The organism is Acidovorax sp. PRC11, assembly GCF_031844105.1.
In the GTDB taxonomy this organism is placed as follows: domain Bacteria; phylum Pseudomonadota; class Gammaproteobacteria; order Burkholderiales; family Burkholderiaceae_C; genus Paracidovorax.
Genome location: NZ_JAUZUQ010000005.1, coordinates 158,680 through 177,245, shown reverse-complemented (window position 1 = coordinate 177,245; position 18,566 = coordinate 158,680). Strand labels below are relative to the sequence as shown.

The 18,566-nt window shown below is 69.2% G+C and carries 15 protein-coding genes; 5 read left to right on the top strand and 10 right to left on the bottom strand.

Annotation, left to right across the window (positions count from 1 at the left end):
- Window positions 1–84 precede the first annotated feature (84 nt).
- Window positions 85–1,692, bottom strand: a complete 1,608-nt coding sequence (gene pgi, locus Q9R47_RS07795) for a glucose-6-phosphate isomerase (protein ID WP_311232634.1) — start codon at window positions 1,690–1,692, stop codon at window positions 85–87.
- A gap of 14 nt (window positions 1,693–1,706) precedes the next feature.
- Window positions 1,707–2,654 (bottom strand): transaldolase, encoded by a 948-nt coding sequence (tal, locus tag Q9R47_RS07790; protein ID WP_311232633.1) that lies wholly within the window; start codon window positions 2,652–2,654, stop codon window positions 1,707–1,709.
- 239 nt (window positions 2,655–2,893) lie between these two features.
- Between tal and zwf the strand changes: the two genes are divergently transcribed.
- Window positions 2,894–4,360: a glucose-6-phosphate dehydrogenase gene (gene zwf / locus Q9R47_RS07785; protein ID WP_311232632.1), complete on the top strand. Its 1,467-nt coding sequence runs from the start codon at window positions 2,894–2,896 to the stop codon at window positions 4,358–4,360.
- A 219-nt stretch (window positions 4,361–4,579) separates the two neighbouring features.
- Window positions 4,580–5,425 (top strand): SIS domain-containing protein, encoded by an 846-nt coding sequence (locus Q9R47_RS07780; protein WP_311232631.1) that lies wholly within the window; start codon window positions 4,580–4,582, stop codon window positions 5,423–5,425.
- A 22-nt stretch (window positions 5,426–5,447) separates the two neighbouring features.
- On the opposite strand, the gene fabF is transcribed toward Q9R47_RS07780, so the two are convergent.
- Window positions 5,448–6,731, bottom strand: coding sequence for a beta-ketoacyl-ACP synthase II (fabF, locus tag Q9R47_RS07775; RefSeq protein ID WP_311232630.1), 1,284 nt, complete (start codon window positions 6,729–6,731; stop codon window positions 5,448–5,450).
- A gap of 146 nt (window positions 6,732–6,877) precedes the next feature.
- On the opposite strand from fabF, the gene Q9R47_RS07770 reads away from it, so the two are divergent.
- The 3 genes from Q9R47_RS07770 to Q9R47_RS07760 all read left to right on the top strand — a co-directional run bounded on the left by Q9R47_RS07770 (window position 6,878) and on the right by Q9R47_RS07760 (window position 9,929).
- Window positions 6,878–7,492, top strand: a complete 615-nt coding sequence (locus tag Q9R47_RS07770) for a TetR/AcrR family transcriptional regulator (RefSeq protein ID WP_311232723.1) — start codon at window positions 6,878–6,880, stop codon at window positions 7,490–7,492.
- Window positions 7,493–7,669: 177 nt separating this feature from the next.
- On the top strand, window positions 7,670–9,325 hold the full coding sequence (locus tag Q9R47_RS07765; protein ID WP_311232629.1) for a methyl-accepting chemotaxis protein: 1,656 nt from the start codon (window positions 7,670–7,672) through the stop codon (window positions 9,323–9,325).
- 208 nt (window positions 9,326–9,533) lie between these two features.
- Entirely contained in the window at window positions 9,534–9,929 is a 396-nt protein-coding gene (locus Q9R47_RS07760; protein WP_311232722.1) for a DoxX family protein, read from the top strand.
- Between the two features lie 4 nt (window positions 9,930–9,933).
- Here the strand turns inward: Q9R47_RS07760 and Q9R47_RS07755 are convergent, their stop codons facing one another.
- From Q9R47_RS07755 to Q9R47_RS07725, 7 genes are all read right to left on the bottom strand, one after another.
- On the bottom strand, window positions 9,934–11,010 hold the full coding sequence (locus tag Q9R47_RS07755; RefSeq protein WP_311232628.1) for a dipeptide ABC transporter ATP-binding protein: 1,077 nt from the start codon (window positions 11,008–11,010) through the stop codon (window positions 9,934–9,936).
- Window positions 11,007–12,005, bottom strand: coding sequence for an ABC transporter ATP-binding protein (locus Q9R47_RS07750; protein ID WP_311232627.1), 999 nt, complete (start codon window positions 12,003–12,005; stop codon window positions 11,007–11,009). Before Q9R47_RS07750 ends, Q9R47_RS07755 begins: the two co-directional genes overlap by 4 nt.
- Window positions 12,006–12,184: 179 nt before the next feature.
- A complete protein-coding gene (locus Q9R47_RS07745; RefSeq protein WP_311232626.1) occupies window positions 12,185–13,096 on the bottom strand; it encodes an ABC transporter permease in 912 nt (303 codons plus the stop codon).
- 67 nt (window positions 13,097–13,163) lie between these two features.
- Entirely contained in the window at window positions 13,164–14,747 is a 1,584-nt protein-coding gene (locus tag Q9R47_RS07740; protein WP_311232625.1) for an ABC transporter substrate-binding protein, read from the bottom strand.
- A 45-nt stretch (window positions 14,748–14,792) separates the two neighbouring features.
- Window positions 14,793–16,046, bottom strand: coding sequence for a M20 aminoacylase family protein (locus Q9R47_RS07735; protein WP_311232624.1), 1,254 nt, complete (start codon window positions 16,044–16,046; stop codon window positions 14,793–14,795).
- 204 nt (window positions 16,047–16,250) lie between these two features.
- Window positions 16,251–17,228 carry an ABC transporter permease gene (locus Q9R47_RS07730; protein ID WP_311232623.1) on the bottom strand — a complete coding sequence of 326 codons (978 nt, stop codon included), beginning with the start codon at window positions 17,226–17,228 and terminating at the stop codon, window positions 16,251–16,253.
- A gap of 206 nt (window positions 17,229–17,434) precedes the next feature.
- Window positions 17,435–18,559 (bottom strand): porin, encoded by a 1,125-nt coding sequence (locus Q9R47_RS07725; RefSeq protein WP_311232622.1) that lies wholly within the window; start codon window positions 18,557–18,559, stop codon window positions 17,435–17,437.
- Between the last annotated feature and the right edge of the window lie 7 nt (window positions 18,560–18,566).

The window sequence follows — 18,566 nt, the reverse complement described above, 5'->3', positions numbered from 1 at the left end:
GAAAACCGGTACCGGGGCCCGCAAAGCAGACAGCCCGCACGGGGCGGGCTGTCGTCCTGGAGCGAAGGCAGGAAACGCCGGGAATCAGCCCCGCGCCTGGAGGCGCCGCAGCAGGCCGCCGGTGGAGGCGTCCAGCCCTTCGGCATCGCCCGAAGCCAGCCGGGGTTCCAGGTCCTTGGCCAGCACCTTGCCCAGTTCCACCCCCCACTGGTCGAAGCTGTTGATGCCCCAGAGAGCGCCGCTCACGAAGACGCGGTGCTCATAGAGCGCGATCAGCGCGCCCAGCGATGCGGGGTCGAGCCGGTCGAGCACCAGGAAGGTGCTGGGCCGGTTGCCCGTGAAGCGGCGGTGGCCGTCGTCGCTCTCCTTGCCGTGCATCAGCGCCTTGGCCTGCGCGAGCGCGTTCGCCACGAGGCGGGGATGCTGCTCCGGCAGGCCGCGCCCGGGCTCGCGCATCACGATGAACTCCACCGGCACGATGTCCGGGCCCTGGTGGATCATCTGGAAGAAGGCGTGCTGGCCGTTGGTGCCGGGCTCGCCCCAGACCACGGGCGAGGTGGCGAAGGGCAGCGTCTCCCCCTGCGCGTCCACGCCTTTGCCGTTGCTCTCCATCTCCAGCTGCTGCAGGTAGGCCGGCAGCCGGCGCAGCGCATGGCTGTAGGGGGCCACGCTGCGCGTCGCGAAGCCGTGGAAGTTGCGGTACCAGACGTCCAGCAGCCCCAGGCGCACCGGCAGGTTGCGCTCCAGCGGCGCCGTGCGGAAGTGGACGTCCATCGCATGCGCGCCCGCCAGCAGGCCGCGGAAACCCTCGGCGCCGATGGCGATCGCGATCGGCAGGCCGATGGCCGACCAGAGCGAATAGCGCCCGCCCACCCAGTCCCAGAAACCGAAGGTGGTGTCGATGCCGAAGGCGGACGCCGCTTCGATGTTCGTGGTGAGGGCCGCGAAATGCCGGCCCACCGCCTCCCCGCCGCCGCCCTGCTGCAGGAACCAGGCCCGCGCGGCGTGCGCGTTGGTCATGGTCTCCGCGGTGGTGAAGGTCTTGGAGGCGATCAGGAACAGCGTGTTCTGCGGCCGCAGTTCGGGCAGCAGGCTGCCCAGCTCGGCCCCGTCGACGTTGGAGACGAAGTGCAGGCGCTTGCCCGGATGGCGCAGGTCGTCCAGCGCCTTGGTCACCATCGACGGGCCCAGGTCCGAGCCGCCGATGCCGATGTTGACGATGTCGGTGATGGTGTCGTCGGCGCGCACGCGCTCGGCGAAGTCCAGCATCGCCTGGAGCGTGGCGTGCACGTCGCGCAGGCCCTCGGCGACCAGTTCCGGTGCGCCGGTGCCCGCGGCCTCCAGCGCCGCGCCGGGCTCGCGCAGCAGCCAGTGCATGACGGCGCGCTGCTCGGTGTGGTTGATGGCCTCGCCCGCGAACATCGCGTCGCGCCAGCCCTCCAGGCCGCATTCGCGTGCCAGTTGCAGCAGCAGGGATTCCGTGTCCGCGCCGATGCGGTTCTTGGACAGATCGGCGAAGACGTGGGGCGCCTCCTGGCTGAACCGGCCGAAACGCTGCGGATCGGCCGCAAATGCCTGGCGGATGTCGAAGGCGCGGCCGGCGGCGTCGTAGTGCGCCTGCAGCGCGGCCCAGGCGGCGGTGCGGTCGCAGCGCACGCGGTCGGGAACGGGAGTGGAAACGGGCATCGTCATGGCGGTCATCCCCGTCATGCGGCCAGGACCATCTGCTCCAGCTTGGCCGCGTCGGCCGCGAAGGCGCGGATGCCCTCGGCCAGCTTCTCGGTGGCCATGGCGTCGGCGTTGAGCGCGTAGCGGAAGCCCGGTTCGTCGTACTGCACGGGCTGCAGTTCCAGGTCCTTCGCGGAAGCCGGGTCGAGCGCGCGTTCCAGGGGCTCTTCGGACGCCGCCAGCTGGGCGAGCAGTTCGGGCGCGATGGTGAGCAGGTCGCAGCCGGCGAGCGCCGTGATCTGGCCCACGTTGCGGAAGCTCGCGCCCATGACTTCGGTGCGGATGCCGAAGTGCTTGTAGTACTGGTAGATCTGGCGCACCGACTGCACGCCCGGGTCGTTGGCGCCGGCCATCGCGGCCTCGTCCCACTGCGCGCCGGCCTGCTTCTTGTACCAGTCGTAGATGCGGCCCACGAAGGGCGAGATCAGCTGCACCTTGGCGGCGCCGCAGGCCACGGCCTGCACGGGCGAGAACAGCAGCGTGAGGTTGGTGTGGATGCCGCGCTCTTCCAGGATGCGCGCGGCCTCGATGCCTTCCCAGGTGGCGGCGATCTTGATGAGCACGCGGGCGCTGTCCACGCCTTCGGCGCGGTAGAGATCGATGATGCGCTCGCCGCGCGTCACCGTGGCCATGGTGTCGAAGGACAGGCGCGCGTCCACTTCGGTCGAAACCCGGCCGGGGATCAGCGAGAGGATCTCGCAGCCGAAGCGCACGATGAGCCGGTCCATGATCTCGTCGAGCGCGCGGCCGCGCCAGCGCTCCACCGATTCCTGCAGCAGGGGAGCGTAATCGGCCTTCTGCACGGCTTTCAGGATCAGCGACGGATTGGTGGTCGCGTCCTGGGGGCGGTACGCGCCGAGCTGGCGGAAGTCGCCCGTGTCGGCCACCACGGTGGTGACCTGCTTGAGGGCGTCGAGTTGATTCATGCAATCCTCCGGGTGGTTGGGGGCGGTCGCGGTGGACTGCCGTGCCCTGGTAAGAAAGGGCCCGGAACCGCGCGCTGCGCCACCGGCGAGTGTAGGGCCGATGTAACCGGGAGCCCTGTCAGCCGGCACCCCGACGTGAAACTCGGTAACATGCCGCCACGGCCGCGCGGGTTGTGCCCGCGCCGTTCCGGTTTCGTTTTCCATCCATCACACCTTCAGACTTCGGGAGCGCGGCGGCAATGAGTTTCGATCTGGTCCTGTTCGGCGGCACGGGCGATCTGGCATGGCGCAAGCTGCTGCCGGCCCTCTTCCAGGCGTTCCGGCACGGCTCGCTGCCGGCGGACGGCCGCATCATCGGCGTGGCGCGCGACGACCTGAGCGACGCGGCCTACCGCGAACTCATCGCCAGCCGGTTCGCGGCGGTGGAAGGCGACAAGCGGCCCAGCGCCGAGGAGTTCGAGCGCTTCGCTGCGCTGCTCCACTTCCAGCGGATGGACCTCTCCAAGCCCGCCGACTATGCCGCCCTGGCGGCACGGCTCGGCGAGCGCCAGGCCGACACGGTGGTGATGTACCTCGCGACCGCGCCGGGCCTCTTCACCACCGCCTGCGAGCAGCTGGGTGCCGCGGGGCTCGCCACGCGGCACACGCGCGTGGTGCTGGAAAAGCCGCTGGGCCACGACCTGGCCTCCAACCGCGCGATCAACGCCGCCGTGCGCCGTGTGTTCGACGAAGAGCAGATCTTCCGCATCGACCATTACCTCGGCAAACCGTCGGTGCAGAACCTGCTCGCGCTGCGCTTCGGCAATGCACTGTTCGAGCCGCTCTGGCGCCGCGAGACGGTGGCCAGCATCGAGATCACCATGGCCGAACGGCTCGGCGTGGAAAAGCGCGGCGCCTTCTACGACGGCACCGGGGCACTGCGCGACATGGTGCAGAACCACGCGCTGCAGCTGCTGTGCGCGATCGGCATGGAGCCGCCGATCAACGCCCATGCGGACGCCATCCGCGACGAGAAGCTCAAGGTGCTGCGCTCGCTCGTGCCCTGGTCGCCCGCCTCGCTGTCGCGCGACGTGGTGCGCGGCCAGTACACCGCCGGCTCGCTGGGCGGCGAGCGCGTGCGCGGCTACACGGAGGAAGACGGCGTGCCCGCCGACAGCCGCACCGAGACCTTCGTGGCGCTGCGCACCGAGATCGCCAACTGGCGCTGGGCGGGCGTGCCCTTCTACATCCGCACGGGCAAGCGCCTCGCCGCGCACGAGGCGCACATCGCCATCAACTTCCGGCCCACGCCGCATGCGATCTACCGCACGCCGCTGGGCACCGCCAACCGCCTGGTGATCCACCTGCAGCCGCGCGATGGCGTGGCGCTGCACCTGTTCGCCGCCGGCCAGGAAAAGCGCGGCATGCGCATCTCCGAAGTGCAGGCCCTGGCGCCGGTGCATCTGGACCTGGACTTCGAGCAGCGCTTCGGCACGGAGCGCGTGGGCGCCTATGAACGCCTGCTGCTCGACGTGATCGCCGGGCGGCTGAACCTCTTCGTGCGCGCCGACGAGCAGGAAGCCGCGTGGCGCTGGGTCGAGCCCATCATGCAGTCGTGGCGCGACTCGGAAGACGGCCCCCGGCCCTATTCCGCCGGCAGCTGGGGGCCCAGTGCCGCGAGCGCCATGGTGGCACGCGAGGGGCATAGCTGGATGGAGGAGTCGTGAGACACCCCCCTGAGCGGCTGCGCCGCATCTTCCCGCTCTCGCCGTGCGTCGCACGGCGGGCAGGGAGACGACGCCAGCGGCCCGGAAAAGCCGGTTCCGCGGCGTCTGCTGGCGTGGCCTGCTCCGCGGCCATTCGACGGGTGAGGCCGCGCCAGTTTCACGGGCTATGGGCAGTGGCACTCATCCCGTACCCTCCAGCCTTCGCACGGGACTGCTGACATGCTCGAACGCATCACCGCCTCCCTGCCCTCGCTGGCCCCTGCCGAGCAGCGGGTGGGCCAGCTGGTGCTGCAGGACGCGCGCGCGTTCGCGCGGCTGCCGGTGCGGGAGCTGGCGGCGCGGGCGGGGGTGAGCAAGCCCACGGTGGTGCGTTTCTGCCGCAGCATGGGTTATGACGGGCTGGCCGATTTCAAGCTGAAGCTCGCGGGCAGCGTGAGCGAGGGGGTGCCGTTCATCCACCGCAGCGTGGACGCCGACGACAAGACCGGCGACGTGCTGGTGAAGGTGGTGGACAACGCCGTCGCCGCGTTCCTGCAGTACCGCAATGCGGCGAGCACCAAGGCCATCGAGCAGGCCGCCGGCGCGATCGCCGCCACGTGGCAGACGGGCCGGCGGATCGAGTTCTACGGCGCGGGCAATTCGGGCATCGTGGCGCAGGACGCGCAGCACAAGTTCTTCCGCCTGGGCGTGACCAGCATCAGCACCAGCGACGGCCACATGCAGGTGATGAGCGCCACCCTGCTCGGCCCGGGCGACTGCGTGGTGATCGTCTCCAACTCCGGCCGTACGCGCGACCTGATGGATGCCGCCGACATCGCGCGCAGGAACGGCGCCACCACCATCGCCATCACCGCGAGCGGCTCGCCCCTGGCGAGTGCCTGCCACATCCACCTCGCGGCGGACCATCCGGAAGGCTACGACCGCTACAGTCCGATGGTCTCGCGGCTGCTGCACCTGCTGGTGATCGACGTGCTCGCCACCTGCGTGGCCTTGCGCATCGGTGAGCCGCTGCAGCCGCGCCTGCAGCAGATGAAGGACAACCTGCGCGCCAAGCGCTACACCTGAGGCCGCGAACCGGCGGCCCGCGCTATGCGGCCGCGGGCGTCCAGCGCCCGAGCACCAGCGAGGCGTTCACGCCGCCGAAGCCGAAGCCATTCACCACAGCGTAATGCAGCGGCATGGCGCGCGAGGCGCCGGCCACCAGATCGAGGCCTTCGGCGAGCGGATCGGGCTGCACGAGGTTGCGCGTGGCGGGAACCACTTGGTCGCGCAGTGCCAGCGCCGTGAAGATGGCGGCCACCGCGCCGGCAGCGCCGAGCAGGTGGCCGGTGGCGGCCTTGGTCGAGCTGATCGCGAGCACGCCCTCGGTGCCGAACAGGCTGCGGACCGCGGCCAGCTCCCCGCGGTCGCCCACATAGGTGGAGGTGGCGTGGGCATTCAGGTACTGCACCTGCCCCGGCGCCAGCCCCGCCTGGGCCAGGGCCAGCGCCATGGCCCGCCGCGCGCCGTCGCCGTCTTCCGGGCCGGAGGTGATGTGGTGGGCATCTGCGGAAGTGCCGTAGCCCATCACCTCGGCCAGCGGCATCGCGCCGCGCGAGAGAGCGTGATCCAGCGATTCGAGCACGAGCACGCCCGCACCCTCCCCCATCACGAAGCCGTCGCGCGCGGCATCGAAGGGGCGGGAAGCCTGGTCGGGGTGGTCGGTGAACCCGGTGGACAGCGCCTTCGCCGCGGCGAAGCCGCCCAGGCTGACGCGGTCGATGGCGGCTTCCGTGCCGCCGCAGACGGCCACGTCGGCCTCGCCGGTGCGGATCATCCGGGCACCGTCGCCCAGGGCCTGGATGCCCGCGGCGCAGGCCGTCACGGGGGCGCCGAGCGGGCCCTGGAAGCCGTGGCGGATCGAGACATGGCCTGCCGCCAGATTGACGAGGAACGACGGCACGGTGAAGGGCGACAGGCGGCCGGGGCCGCGCGCATCGGTGGTCCGCACCGCTTCGGCGATGGCGCCGAAGCCGCCGATGCCCGAGGCGATCACGGTGGCGGTGCGCTGCCGGGCCGAAGCCTCCACCGGGGCCCAGCCCGCCTGTGCGAGCGCCTCCTGCGCCGCCCCGAGTGCGAAGGGAATGAAGCGGTCCATCTTGCGCAGGTCCTTGGCGGAAGCGACCGCCTCGGGCTCCCAGCCGCCTTCCGGGTCCTCCGCCCGCGGGGGTACCACGCCCCCGACCTTGGCGGCCAAGCCCTCGACCACCGCATCGGGCAGGCGCCGCAGCCCCGAGCCCCCGTCCAGCAGGCGGCGCCAAGCCAGCTCGGCGCCGCAGCCCAGTGGCGACACCAACCCCATACCGGTGACGACCACGCGGCGCAACAGCATGCCGTCACCGTTGGCGTATGGGCGGCCGGGGGTGCGGGTGGTTTGGGATGGCGAAGCGTGCATAGTGAACGGGAATTATGATGACGATCATCATCATAAACATCCAATCAACCAATGCGTACGACCATCATCAAAAAAGGATTTGCATGAAAGTCTCCAAGGCACAGTCGTCGGCGAATCGCCAGGGCATCCTCGATGCGGCGGCGCGTCTATACCGCGAACACGGCCTGGCGGGTGTCGGCGTGGCCGACATCACGCGCCATGCGGGCCTGACCCATGGGGGCCTGTACCGGCACTTCGAGAACAAGGATGCCTTGGTGCGGGAAGCCTGTGCGCGCGCGTTCGACTGGTCGATCGCGCCGCCGGACGGCGTGCAGTCAGACGGCAGCAACGGCGCTCCGGGCCTTGCCGGCCGGGTGAAGAGCTACCTTTCTTCCGCGCACCGCGACCATCCCGGCGAAGGCTGCCCGGTCGCGGCGCTGGCCGTGGACGCGGCACGCGCAGGCGGCGATCTCTCCGCGGTGTTCGCGCAGGGCATCGAGCGCAATATCGGACGCTTCGCCCGGATGGTCGAGGGACTGGACCCTTCCGCTCCGCCGAGCGTGGAGGGCCGCGAGCGCGCGATCCAGATGCTCGCCACGATGGTTGGGGGGATGGTGCTGGCGCGCGCCACGGCCGACGGACGGCCTGCACTGTCGGACGAGATCCTCACGGTGCTGTGCGAGCACCTGACCGCGCCGCCTCCCCAAGAACATGGTTGAAATGATTAATTTGATAATAAACCAAAAGCACCAAAGGAATCCCACCCACCTGACTCAGCCGTAAGCGATTTAGTTTTAACAATTCCATCATGAGGAAATATCCATGACTGGCAGTAAGAACCCTTTAAGTTTGATAAATATGATCCGAATATCAAGCACACACAAGGGAGTTCTTCCATGCAAATCCTCCGCCAAGTCAAGATTGGCACCCGCCTCGCCATGGGCTTCGGTGCCCTGCTAGCGCTATTGCTGGGGTTGGGGCTGTTCGGCATCGTCCAGATCCGCAGCATCAACTACCACGCCAATGAACTCGGCACCAATTGGCTGCCGAGCGTCAAGGCGATCGGCGAGTTGCGCAGCCAGCTGAACAGCGGCCGCCGCGCCAGCCTGCGCCGCATCCTGGAAGCCACGCCCGAGGGCCGCCAACGCCAACTCGCAGCCCAGAAAGCGGCGATGGACGAACAACTGCCGCGCGGCCTTGCCAACTACGAGAAGCTGGTCTCCTCGCCGGAGGAAAAGAAGCTCTACGATCTCTTCGGTACGCAACTGGAGAGCTATCGCGCGCTCGAACGCCGCCTCGTCACGCTGCTGGACGAGGGCGGCAGTTCGACGGCTACTGCGGGCGCCCTGGCCACCGGGGAGTCCGCCAAGGCCTTCATGGAGCTGGTGGACACGCTGAATCAGTTGGTGAAGCTGAACGAAGAAGGGGGAAACACTGCCGCCGCGGCCGCGAACGAGGGCTACCAGCGGGCAGTAATCGTGTTCAGCGCACTGATCGCCGTGTCGATCCTGTGCGGCCTCGTGTTGGCCGTGGCGGTGACGCGGTCCATCACCCTGCCCCTAGTCACCGGAGTGTCGATCGCCTCGGCCGTGGCGCAGGGCGACCTGACGACCTCCTTCCACGTCGAGGGCAAGGATGAGCCGGCCGCGCTGCTGCAGGCACTGCAGCACATGAACCAGCAGCTCGTTTCCATGGTGGGCCAGGTGCGCCACAGCAGCGAGAACATCGCCACCGGCGCCGCGGAAATCGCCATGGGCAATGCCGACCTCAGCCATCGCACCGAGCAGCAGGCCAGCAGCCTGGAGGAAACCGCGGCGTCGATGGAGGAACTGAGCAGCACCGTGAAGACGAATTCCGATACCGCCCGGGAAGCCAACCAGCTGGCGGCCCGCGCCACCCAGGCCGCGGAACAGGGCGGCACCCTGGTGGGCAGCGTGGTGGAAACCATGCAGGGCATCGCGTCCGCGTCGAACAAGATCGCGGACATCACCGGCGTCATCGACTCGATCGCCTTCCAGACCAACATCCTGGCGCTGAATGCCGCCGTGGAAGCGGCGCGCGCCGGCGAACAGGGCCGCGGCTTCGCCGTGGTGGCGAGCGAGGTGCGCACGCTGGCGCAGCGGTCCGCCCAGGCGGCGCGGGAGATCAAGGGCCTGATCGCGGACAGCGTGGCGAAGGTGGACAGCGGCAGCCAGCTGGTGGGGCAAGCGGGCCGCAGCATGGACGACATCGTCGCGCAGGTCCGGCAGGTCGGCACCCTGATCAGCGAGATCGCCAACGCCTCCGCCGAACAGAGCACCGGCATCGGCCAAGTGGGAGAGGCCGTGAACCACCTGGACCAGGTGACGCAGCAGAACGCCGCGCTCGTGGAGCAGAGCGCCGCCGCGGCCGCCAGCCTCCGCTCGCAGTCGGAACAGCTCAACACGCTGGTGGCGGTGTTCAGGCTCCAGCCGCAGTCCGCTCCCGCGGCGGCGGCGGAGCGCGCGTCGGGCGCGGGCCGCCTACGGACGGCGCTGCCGCGCGCACACGCTCCGGCATTGGCGGCGGCCTGAACGGCACCGGGCGGGGCGCGCGGCGCGGTGTCCTCCGACAGACCTGGCGATCGAACGCGACCACAGTGTGCGAAAACGCACCGACGGGGCGGATTCCGCCCTGCACACTGCCGGCTTCGAATCCCATTTTGTCCAGGAGCACACCATGACCCCCCCGTCCGCCCACGCCCGCAACGGCCTCTCCCCCGATGACGTGCATGCACCGTCGATGGACGATGCAGGCAAGCTCGTGCTGCGCCTGGCGCTGGGCGTGCTGATCCTGCTGCACGGGATCTTCAAGCTGCAGCACGGCGCGGGCTTCATCACCGGCATGCTGGAGAAGGCCGGCCTGCCGGGCGCCCTGGGCTATCTGGTGTACGTCGGCGAGGTGCTGGCGCCGCTGCTCGTGATCGCCGGCCTCTTCACCCGCGCCGGCGCGGCCATCATCTTCGTCAACATGGTGGTGGCGATCGGCCTCGTCCACCTGGGGCAGCTGTCCAGCATGACGCAGCAGGGCGGCTGGGCGCTGGAGCTGCAGGGCATGTACCTGTTCGGCGCGCTGGCCGTGATGCTGCTCGGCGCCGGCCGCTACAGCCTGGGCGGAGCGTACGGCCGGTTCAACTGACCCGTCAGTCGGCCAGGGCGGCGACCGCCGAAGGAATCCGCCCTTCCTCGATCCCGTGGCACGCCACGCGCGTGCCGCCGTCGTCGATGAGCTGCGGACGCTCCGTGCGGCAGCGGTCGTTGGCGTGGGGGCAGCGCGGGTTGAAGGCGCAGCCGGTCGGCGGGTTGAGCGGATTCGGCACCTCGCCCTGCACCGGCGTGCGGGCCCGGCCCGTGTCGTGCATTTTCGGGATCGCATCCAGCAGCATGCGGGTGTAGGGATGGCGCGGCGCGGCGAAGAGTTCGCGCTTGTCCGCCAGCTCCACCAGGCGCCCGAGGTACATCACGCCCACCTGGTCGCTCACGTGGCGCACCACCGCGAGGTTGTGGCTGATGAACAGGTACGTGAGGTGCCGTTCGCGCTGCAGGTCCTTCATGATGTTGAGCACCTGCGCCTGCACGGACACGTCCAACGCCGACGTGGGTTCGTCGCAGACGAGGAACTCCGGCTCGGTGGCCAGCGCCCGCGCGATCGAGATGCGCTGCCGCTGCCCGCCCGAGAACTGGTGCGGGTACTTCGCCATGTCGAGCGGCGAGAGGCCGACGGACTGCAGCAGCTCGCCCACGCGCTGCCGCAGCTGCGCCTTGTCGGTGATGAGCCCATGCTCGCGCAGCGGCTCGCCGATGATGTCCTCCACGATCCAGCGCGGGTTCAGGCTGGCGTATGGGTCCTGGAAGATCATCTGGATGCGCTGGCGCATCGCGCGCGCGTCCCTGCCCTTGAAGGCGGCGTGCGCATCCTGGCCGTCGAAGGTGAGACCGCCGCGCGTGGGCTCGTACAGGCCGACGAGCAGGCGCGCCACGGTGCTCTTGCCGCAGCCGGACTCGCCGACCAGCGCGAGGGTCTGGCCCCGCTCGATGGTGAAGCTCACGCCGTCCACCGCATGCAGCAGCGTGCGCGGCTTGCGCTCCAGCACGCGGTTGAGCCATGGCGCGGAGACGTCGAAGGTCTTCGCGAGGTCGTGCGCCTGCACCAGCGGCGCGGCGGCGGTGGCGCCAGCGGTGGCGGTTTGCTTCGGAGGGGTGTGTGCGGTTTCGCTCATGACACGGCTTCCTGGATGGCGGCGGACGCATTCGGCACCTCGGCGTGCAGCCAGCACGCGGCGCGGGTCGGCCCGGCGGACAGCAGCTCCGGCCGCTCCTCGCGGCAGCGGTCGAAGGCATGCGGGCAGCGCGGATTGAAGGCGCAGCCGCGGGGAATGGCGTTGAGGCGCGGCATGGCGCCGTCGATCTGGTTCAGGCGCTCGCGGTCCTGATCCATGTCGGGAATGGAGGCCATCAGGCCCGCCGTGTAGGGATGCGCGGGGTGGTTGATCACCTCGTGCACCGGCCCGATCTCGGCCACGCGGCCCGCATACAGCACGGCGACGCGGTCGCAGGTTTCCGCGATCACGCCCATGTCGTGCGTGATGAGCATCACCGCCGCCCCGCGCGATTTGCAGATGTTCTTCAGCAGCTGGATGATCTGCGCCTGGATGGAGACGTCCAGCGCCGTCGTGGGCTCGTCGGCCACGATGAGCTGCGGCTCCGCCGCCAGCGCCAGGGCGATCACCACGCGCTGGCGCATGCCGCCCGAGAACTGGTGCGGATAGTGGTCCACGCGCTGCTCCGCCGCGGGAATGCCCGTGTCCTTGAGCAGCTGGATCGCCCGGCGGCGGGCCTCGGCGGCGTTCACCGGCAGGTGCGTCTGGATGGTCTCGGTGAGCTGCCGGCCCACGGTGTAGAGCGGGTTCAGCGACGTGAGCGGGTCCTGGAAGATGGCACCGATGCGCCGTCCGCGCACGTGGCGCATCTTCTGCGGCGGCAGGTCGTCGATGCGCTCGCCCTGCAGCACGATGCGCCCGCCCGCCACGCGGCCCGGCGGCTCCAGCAGCCCGATGATGGCCGCGCCGGTCAGCGACTTGCCCGCACCGGATTCACCCACCACCCCGAGGATCTCTCCGGGCGCGATCGAAAAGGAAATGTCGTCCAGCGCGCGCAGCGTACCGCGGCGGCCCGGAAATTCGACGACGAGGTTCTCGACTTCAAGAAGGGACATGGCAAACCATCCATTCGTTATGCATTGCGCTTCGGCATGGCGCGTGGCATTAGCGCGGCCCAGACCAGGGCCGCCGCGCAAGGGCCGCCCCGCCGCGCTGGCGGCGTCCCCCTTCCCGTCGCGCAGCGACGAGAGAAGGGGGAAGCGGCGCAGCCGCTCAGGGGGTTGCGTCCCATTTTTTAGCGCAGGCGGGGATTGAGCGCATCGCGCAGCCAGTCCCCCAGCAGGTTCACCGAGAGCGCGATCAGCACCAGCATCACGCCCGGGAAAACCGTGATCCACCACTCGCCCGAGAACAGGTAGTCGTTGCCGATGCGGATCAGCGTGCCGAGCGAGGGCGAGGTGGGCGGCGCCCCGACGCCCAGGAAGGACAGCGTCGCCTCGGTGATGATGGCCGTCGCCACCTGGATCGTGGCCAGCACCATCACCGGCCCGAGCACGTTGGGCAGCACGTGGCGCCGCATGATGCGCAGGGACGACACCCCCGTCACGCGCGCGGCCTGCACGTATTCCTTGTTGCGTTCCACCAGCGTGGAGCCGCGCACCGTGCGCGCATACTGCACCCAGCCCGTGAGCGAGATGGAGAGGATCAGCACCCCGAAGGCCAGCGATTCGTGCGCGTTCGGGAACACCGCCCGGCCCACGCCCGCGATCAGCAGCGCCACGAGGATGGCCGGGAAGGACAGCATCACGTCGCACAGGCGCATCAGCACCGCGTCGATCCAACCGCCCTTGAAGCCCGCCAGCAGGCCGAGGGCCACGCCCACCACCACCGAGAGCGCTACCGAAGCCAGGCCGACGATCAGCGAGATGCGCGCGCCGTAGATCAGCGCCGAGAGGATGTCGCGGCCCTGGTCGTCGGTGCCGAACGGGTACTTCCAGGAGCCGCCTTCGCTCCAGCCCGGGGGCAGGCGCGCATCGCTCAGCTCGAGCGTCGACAGATCGAACGGATTGTGCGGCGCCACCCAGCCCGCGAACAGCGAGCAGAACACGCACACCAGTGCGATCACCGCGGCACCGATGGCCACGGGCGAGGTACGGAAGCTGTAGCCGACATCGCTGTCGAACCATCGGAAAAGCGTTTTTTTCATCGTGGGGCTTCTGGAGAGCGCGGACCGGCATCGCCGGCCGTCCGCGCGGTCGGAACGGGTCAGCGCATCACTTGGCGATGCTCATCCATTTGAAGGGCATGAAATTGTCGGCCATCTGCACCAGCGCCACCTTGCGCGACACGCCCCAGGCCAGGGCCTGCTGGTGCAGCGGAATGTGGCCGACGTCGGCGGCATGGATCTCGAAGGCCTCGCGGATCATCGCGTCGCGCCGCCCCTTGTCGGTCTCGGACTGCACCTGGCGCGTGAGCTGGTCCACCTTCGCGTTGCAGTAGCCGCCCAGGTTGAACTGGCCCGTGCCCTTGTCGTCCACGCAGGCCATCAGCGCATTCATCGCGTTGTGCGCGTCGTAGGTGGCGGGCATCCAGCCGAGCAGGTAGAAGCTGGTGTCGCGGCGGAGCACCTTGGGGAAGTAGGTGCCCTTGGTCTCGGCCTGCAGCCTCACCTTCACGCCGATGCGCGAGAGGTTGGCCGCCACGGCCTGGCAGATGCGCGCGTCGTTCACGTAGCGGTCGTTCGGGCAGTTCATGCCCACTTCGAAGCCGCCGGGGTAGCCGGCCTCGGCCAGCAGCTTTCTCGCGGCGTCCGCGTCGTAGGGCAGGCGCTTGATGTCCGGCTGGAAGCCGTTCACGCCCGGCCCCACCAGCAGCGCGGAGGGGTTGGAGGCGCCGCGCATCACGTTCTTGCGGATGCCTTCGATGTCGATCGCCTGGTAGAACGCCTGGCGCACGCGCTTGTCCTTGAAGGGGTTCTTGCCCTTCACGCTGGAATACAGCAGCTCGTCGCGCTTCTGGTCCATGCCCAGGAAGATGGTGCGCAGCTCGGGGCCCGTCACGGCGCGCGTGAGCGGGCTGGTGTTCACGCGCTCGATGTCCTGCACCGGCACGGGCTCCATCACGTCCACCTGGCCCGAGAGCAGCGCCGCGACGCGCGTGGCGTCGTTGCCGATGGGCGTGAACACCACCTCGGACACATTGCCCTCGATGGCGCCCCAGTACTGCGGATTGCGCGTGAACACGGTGCGCACGCCGGGCTGGCGCTCGCGCAGGCGGAACGGGCCGGTGCCGTTCGCGCGGAAGGAGGCCGCGTTCTCGACGCCCTTGCGCCGGTCCACGGGCACCGTCGCCTGGTTCGCCTCGCACCACGGGCGCGACATCATGTACACGAGCGTGAGCACGTCCGGCAGGATGGGGTACGGCGACGTGGTCTCGATCTCGATGGTGTGGTCGTCGATCTTGCGCACTTCCTTGAAGTCGTTGGTGTACGTCTTCATGTCCGAGCCCTCGGCCTGCGTGCGCGCCAGCGAGAACAGCACGTCGTCCGCCGTGAACGGGCTGCCGTCGTGGAAGAGCACGTTGCGCCGCAGCTCGAAGCGCCACACGGTGGGCGAGGTCTGCGTCCAGCCCGTGGCCAGCGCCGGCGCGAGGCTCAGGTCCTTGTTGCGGCCCACGAGCGGCTCGTAGACGTTGCCGGTCACGCTGAGCTGCAGGCTTTCGTTGAGGGAGTGCGGGTCCATCGACAGCGCGTCGCCCTGGTTGGCGACGCGGATGGTCTGCGCTCCGGCCGCACAGGCCGCCGCGATCAGCGAGGCGCCGAGGAAGGCCCGCAGTGCTTTGCGTGGAAATGTCGTCATGGTGTGCCGGTAGGGGTGGTGGTTGCGGATGGAAAGTTCGCCGTCTCAGGCCACGGCCGACAGCGGCATGGCCTGCTCGACGAGGCTCGCATGCAGCGCGGCCCCCAGCGGCAGGATCTCGTCGTTGAAGTCGTAGCGGTTGTTGTGCAGCGCGCTGTGGCCGGGCCCCGATCCCTGGCCGATGCGCAGGTAGGCGCCGGGCTTGCTCTGCAGCATGAAGGAGAAGTCCTCCGCGCCCATGCTCGGCTCCAGGTCGCGCACCACGTTCTCGGCGCCGACCAGCGAGGCCGCCACGTCGCCCGCGAACAGTGCGTCGCTCTCGGTGTTGATGGTCGCGGGGTAGATGCGCTCGTAGCGCACGCTGGCCGTGGCGCCGAAGCCCAGCGCCACGGCGCTGCACAGGTCCTTCAGGCGCTGCTCGATCATCTCCTGCACCGCGGGCGAGAACGTGCGCACCGTGCCCACCAGCGTGGCCGTGCCGGGCAGCACGCTGAAGGCCCCCAGGTCGCCCGCCTGCATGGCGCAGAGGCTGATCACCGCGCTGTCGAGCGGCCGCACGTTGCGCGAGACGATGCCCTGCACCGCCGTGATGATGTGCGCGGCCACGAGCACCACGTCCACCGTCTGGTAGGGATGCGCGCCATGGCCGCCGCGGCCGGTGATCTCGATCGTGATGCGGTCGGCCGAGGCCATCATCGCGCCCGGGTTGAGCCCGATGGTTCCCGGCCGCATCGCCGGCCAGTTGTGCATGGCGTAGACCGACTGCACGGGGAAGCGGTCGAACAGGCCGTCCTCCATCATCACGCGCGCGCCGCCGAAGCCTTCCTCACCCGGCTGGAAGATCAGCACCGCGGTGCCGTCGAACTGCCGCGTGGCGGCCAGGTAGCGCGCGGCGCCCACCAGCATGGCCGTGTGTCCGTCGTGCCCGCAGCCGTGCATCAGCCCGGGCCTGCAGGACTTCCAGGTGAACTCGTTCTGCTCGGCCATCGGCAGCGCGTCCATGTCGGCCCGCAGGCCGATCATGCTGCCGCTGGAGCGGCCCTGTCCGTGGATCACCGCGACGATGCCCGTGCGGCCGATGCCGTCGTGGATCTCGTCCACGCCGCACACCTTGAGCGCCTCCTTCACGCGCGAGCCGGTGTAGACCTCTTCGAAGCCCAGCTCCGGATGCGCATGCAGATCGCGGCGGAACGCCGTCAGCTCCGGATGGAACTGCGCGATCTGGGAAAACGCCCGGCCCCCGGCCTTCAGGCGCGGCGCCTGCGATGACGCCGGTTTGGTGGTGGTTGCAACTGTCATCTCATTCATCCATGCCCATGCGCACTATCTGCAGCACTCTTAGAAACTGCAACGGCCTCACCCGTCCGATGGCCGCGGAGCAGGCCAAGCCAGCAGACGCCGTGGAACCGGCTTCGCCGGGCCACTGGCGTCGTCCCCCTGCCCGCCTTGCGAAGCATGGCGAGAGCGGGGGGAAGCGGCGCAGCCGCTCAGGGGGGTGTTCCATCAATGCCCGGACGTGCCCACCCGCAGCCGCGGATCCACCGCGAAATACAGCAGGTCCACGACCAGGTTGATCACGACGAAGATCAGCGCGATCAGGCAGAGGTAGGCAGCCATCACCGGGATGTCGGCGAAGGTCACGGCCTGGATGAAGAGCAGCCCCATGCCGGGCCACTGGAACACGGTCTCGGTGATGATGGCGAAAGCGATCAGGCCGCCGAGCTGCAGCCCGGTGATCGTCATCACCGGCACCAGCGTGTTCTTGAGCGCGTGCCCGAAATGGATCGCCCGGTCCGACAGGCCGCGGGCGCGGGCGAACTTGATGTAGTCGGTGCGCAGCACCTCCAGCATCTCCGCGCGCACCAGCCGCATGATGAGCGTGAGCTGGAAGATCGCGAGCGTCACCGCCGGCAGCACGATGTGGTGCCAGCCCTTGGCGGTGAGCAGGCCCGTGTTCCACCAGCCGAGCTGCGTGACCGGGCCGCGGCCGAAGCTGGGGAACCAGCCCAGCTGCACCGCGAAGACGAGGATCAGCAGGATGCCGATCAGGAACGTGGGCAGCGACACGCCCAGCAGCGACAGCGTCATGAAGAGCTGGCTCGCGAACGTGCCGCGCCGCAGCGCCGCGTAGACGCCCATGGGCACCCCCACCACCAGCGCCAGCACGGCGGCGACCAGCGCCAGCTCCAGCGTGGCGGGGAACCGCTCGGCGATCAGGCTCGACACCTTCGCGCCCTGGCGCAGGCTCAGGCCGAACTCGCCCTGCGCCGCGTTCACCAGGAAGTGCCAGAACTGCACGACGAAGGGCTTGTCCAGCCCCAGGGCGGCACGCATCTCGCGGATCTGGTCCGGGGTGGCGTCCTGGCCGAGCAGGAAGGTGACGGGATCGCCGACATACTGGAACAGCATGAAGGAGATGAAGGCCACCGCGACCATGACGATCACGGCCTGGAGAAGGCGTCGCAGAATGAAGGCAAGCATCGGAAGTGCGGCAGAGAAGCGGGCATGCTAGCAGGGAGCGGAGCCACGGCAAGCAATACCCGGACCATACGGTCGGCGGCGGGCGCTGGCCGTGCGGCCTGCGGGAACCCACGAAGGCAAACGCCGCTGTCGGCATGGTGCGGCCAGCGGCGTTTGCGGTGCGATCCGCCAGGGGGCGGAAAAAGGAAGACCTCTTCGCGACGGGTTCAGAAACGATGGCGCAGGCCGATCGTGTAGCCGGTGCGGCTCTTGGCGCCATTGGCCTGGCCGGCACCGTTGTTCAGGCTGACCTGGTCACCCTTGAGCTTGGTGTGGTCCACTTCGATGTAGGCGTCCGTCCGCTTGGAGAAGGCGTAGTCGAGGGCCATGGTGAAGAAGTCGGCCTTGGCCTTCGCCAGGTCGGTGTTGCCCTTCTGCTCCGCACGGAAGTAGTGCGCGCCGAGGTTGATCTGCGGCGTGATCTGGTAGCCCGCACCGATCTTGTAGATCGTGCGCTTGTTGGCCGCCAGGAAGGCGGGGCCGCCGAAGCCGCCGTTGATGCCGCCCTGCCACATCGCGGCCAGCACGGCGCGGTCGACGGCGGTGAGGCCATCGTCGACCTTGTTCTGGCCGTAGCCCGCGTTGAAGTACCAGTTGCCCATGCGGTAGGAACCGCCCAGCGTCCAGGCGTCGATCTTCTTGCCGGAGGCGAATTCGTAGTTCTGGTAGCCCAGGCCCGCGGCCAGGCCGCCCGCGGCATAGCGCACGTAGCCGCCGGCGGTCTTGCCGCCCGTGGGGCTCTTCTCGTCGAACGAGTACTGCAGGCCGCCGCGCCACGGACCGACCTCGGCCATGTACTTGATCATGTTGTCGGCGCGTGCGCCGAGCGCGAAGCCGATCTCGGGCTTGTACACATCCATGTACGGCGAGTACGGATAGGAGGCGTACGTGCTGGTCACCAGATCGAACAGGATGTTGTACTGGCGGCCCACCGTCACGCGGCCGAAACCGCCCTGCAGGCCGACCCAGGACTGCTGGAAGTACGGCGAAGCGGGCGTGCCGGTGTCGGCGCCGAAACGGTTCTCCAGATTGACCAGGGCCTTGGTGCCGCCGCCCAGGTCCTCGGACACGTTGATTCCCCACCGGCTCTGCGACATGCCGCCGCCGACCATCTGGCTCAGCGACCCGCCCGGGCTGCCCACGGGCCCTTCATTGTTGGTGTGGCGGTAGGCCATGTCCACGATGCCGTACAGCTGCACACTGCTGGTGCTGGCCTGCTGGGCGAACGCAAAGGGGGCCACCGCTGCCAGGGTGGTCATGGCCACCGTTTTTTTCACAGACGAAATACGCATGTGTTGT

Bases quoted from the DNA above. Each gene is read 5' to 3' on its own strand.
- pgi (WP_311232634.1), bottom strand. From the start codon at position 1,692: ATGACGATGCCCGTTTCCACTCCCGTTCCCGACCGCGTGCGCTGCGAC.
- tal (WP_311232633.1), bottom strand. From the start codon at position 2,654: ATGAATCAACTCGACGCCCTCAAGCAGGTCACCACCGTGGTGGCCGAC.
- zwf (WP_311232632.1), top strand. From the start codon at position 2,894: ATGAGTTTCGATCTGGTCCTGTTCGGCGGCACGGGCGATCTGGCATGG.
- Q9R47_RS07780 (WP_311232631.1), top strand. From the start codon at position 4,580: ATGCTCGAACGCATCACCGCCTCCCTGCCCTCGCTGGCCCCTGCCGAG.
- fabF (WP_311232630.1), bottom strand. From the start codon at position 6,731: ATGCTGTTGCGCCGCGTGGTCGTCACCGGTATGGGGTTGGTGTCGCCA.
- Q9R47_RS07770 (WP_311232723.1), top strand. From the start codon at position 6,878: ATGAAAGTCTCCAAGGCACAGTCGTCGGCGAATCGCCAGGGCATCCTC.
- Q9R47_RS07765 (WP_311232629.1), top strand. From the start codon at position 7,670: ATGCAAATCCTCCGCCAAGTCAAGATTGGCACCCGCCTCGCCATGGGC.
- Q9R47_RS07760 (WP_311232722.1), top strand. From the start codon at position 9,534: ATGGACGATGCAGGCAAGCTCGTGCTGCGCCTGGCGCTGGGCGTGCTG.
- Q9R47_RS07755 (WP_311232628.1), bottom strand. From the start codon at position 11,010: ATGAGCGAAACCGCACACACCCCTCCGAAGCAAACCGCCACCGCTGGC.
- Q9R47_RS07750 (WP_311232627.1), bottom strand. From the start codon at position 12,005: ATGTCCCTTCTTGAAGTCGAGAACCTCGTCGTCGAATTTCCGGGCCGC.
- Q9R47_RS07745 (WP_311232626.1), bottom strand. From the start codon at position 13,096: ATGAAAAAAACGCTTTTCCGATGGTTCGACAGCGATGTCGGCTACAGC.
- Q9R47_RS07740 (WP_311232625.1), bottom strand. From the start codon at position 14,747: ATGACGACATTTCCACGCAAAGCACTGCGGGCCTTCCTCGGCGCCTCG.
- Q9R47_RS07735 (WP_311232624.1), bottom strand. From the start codon at position 16,046: ATGACAGTTGCAACCACCACCAAACCGGCGTCATCGCAGGCGCCGCGC.
- Q9R47_RS07730 (WP_311232623.1), bottom strand. From the start codon at position 17,228: ATGCTTGCCTTCATTCTGCGACGCCTTCTCCAGGCCGTGATCGTCATG.
- Q9R47_RS07725 (WP_311232622.1), bottom strand. From the start codon at position 18,559: ATGCGTATTTCGTCTGTGAAAAAAACGGTGGCCATGACCACCCTGGCA.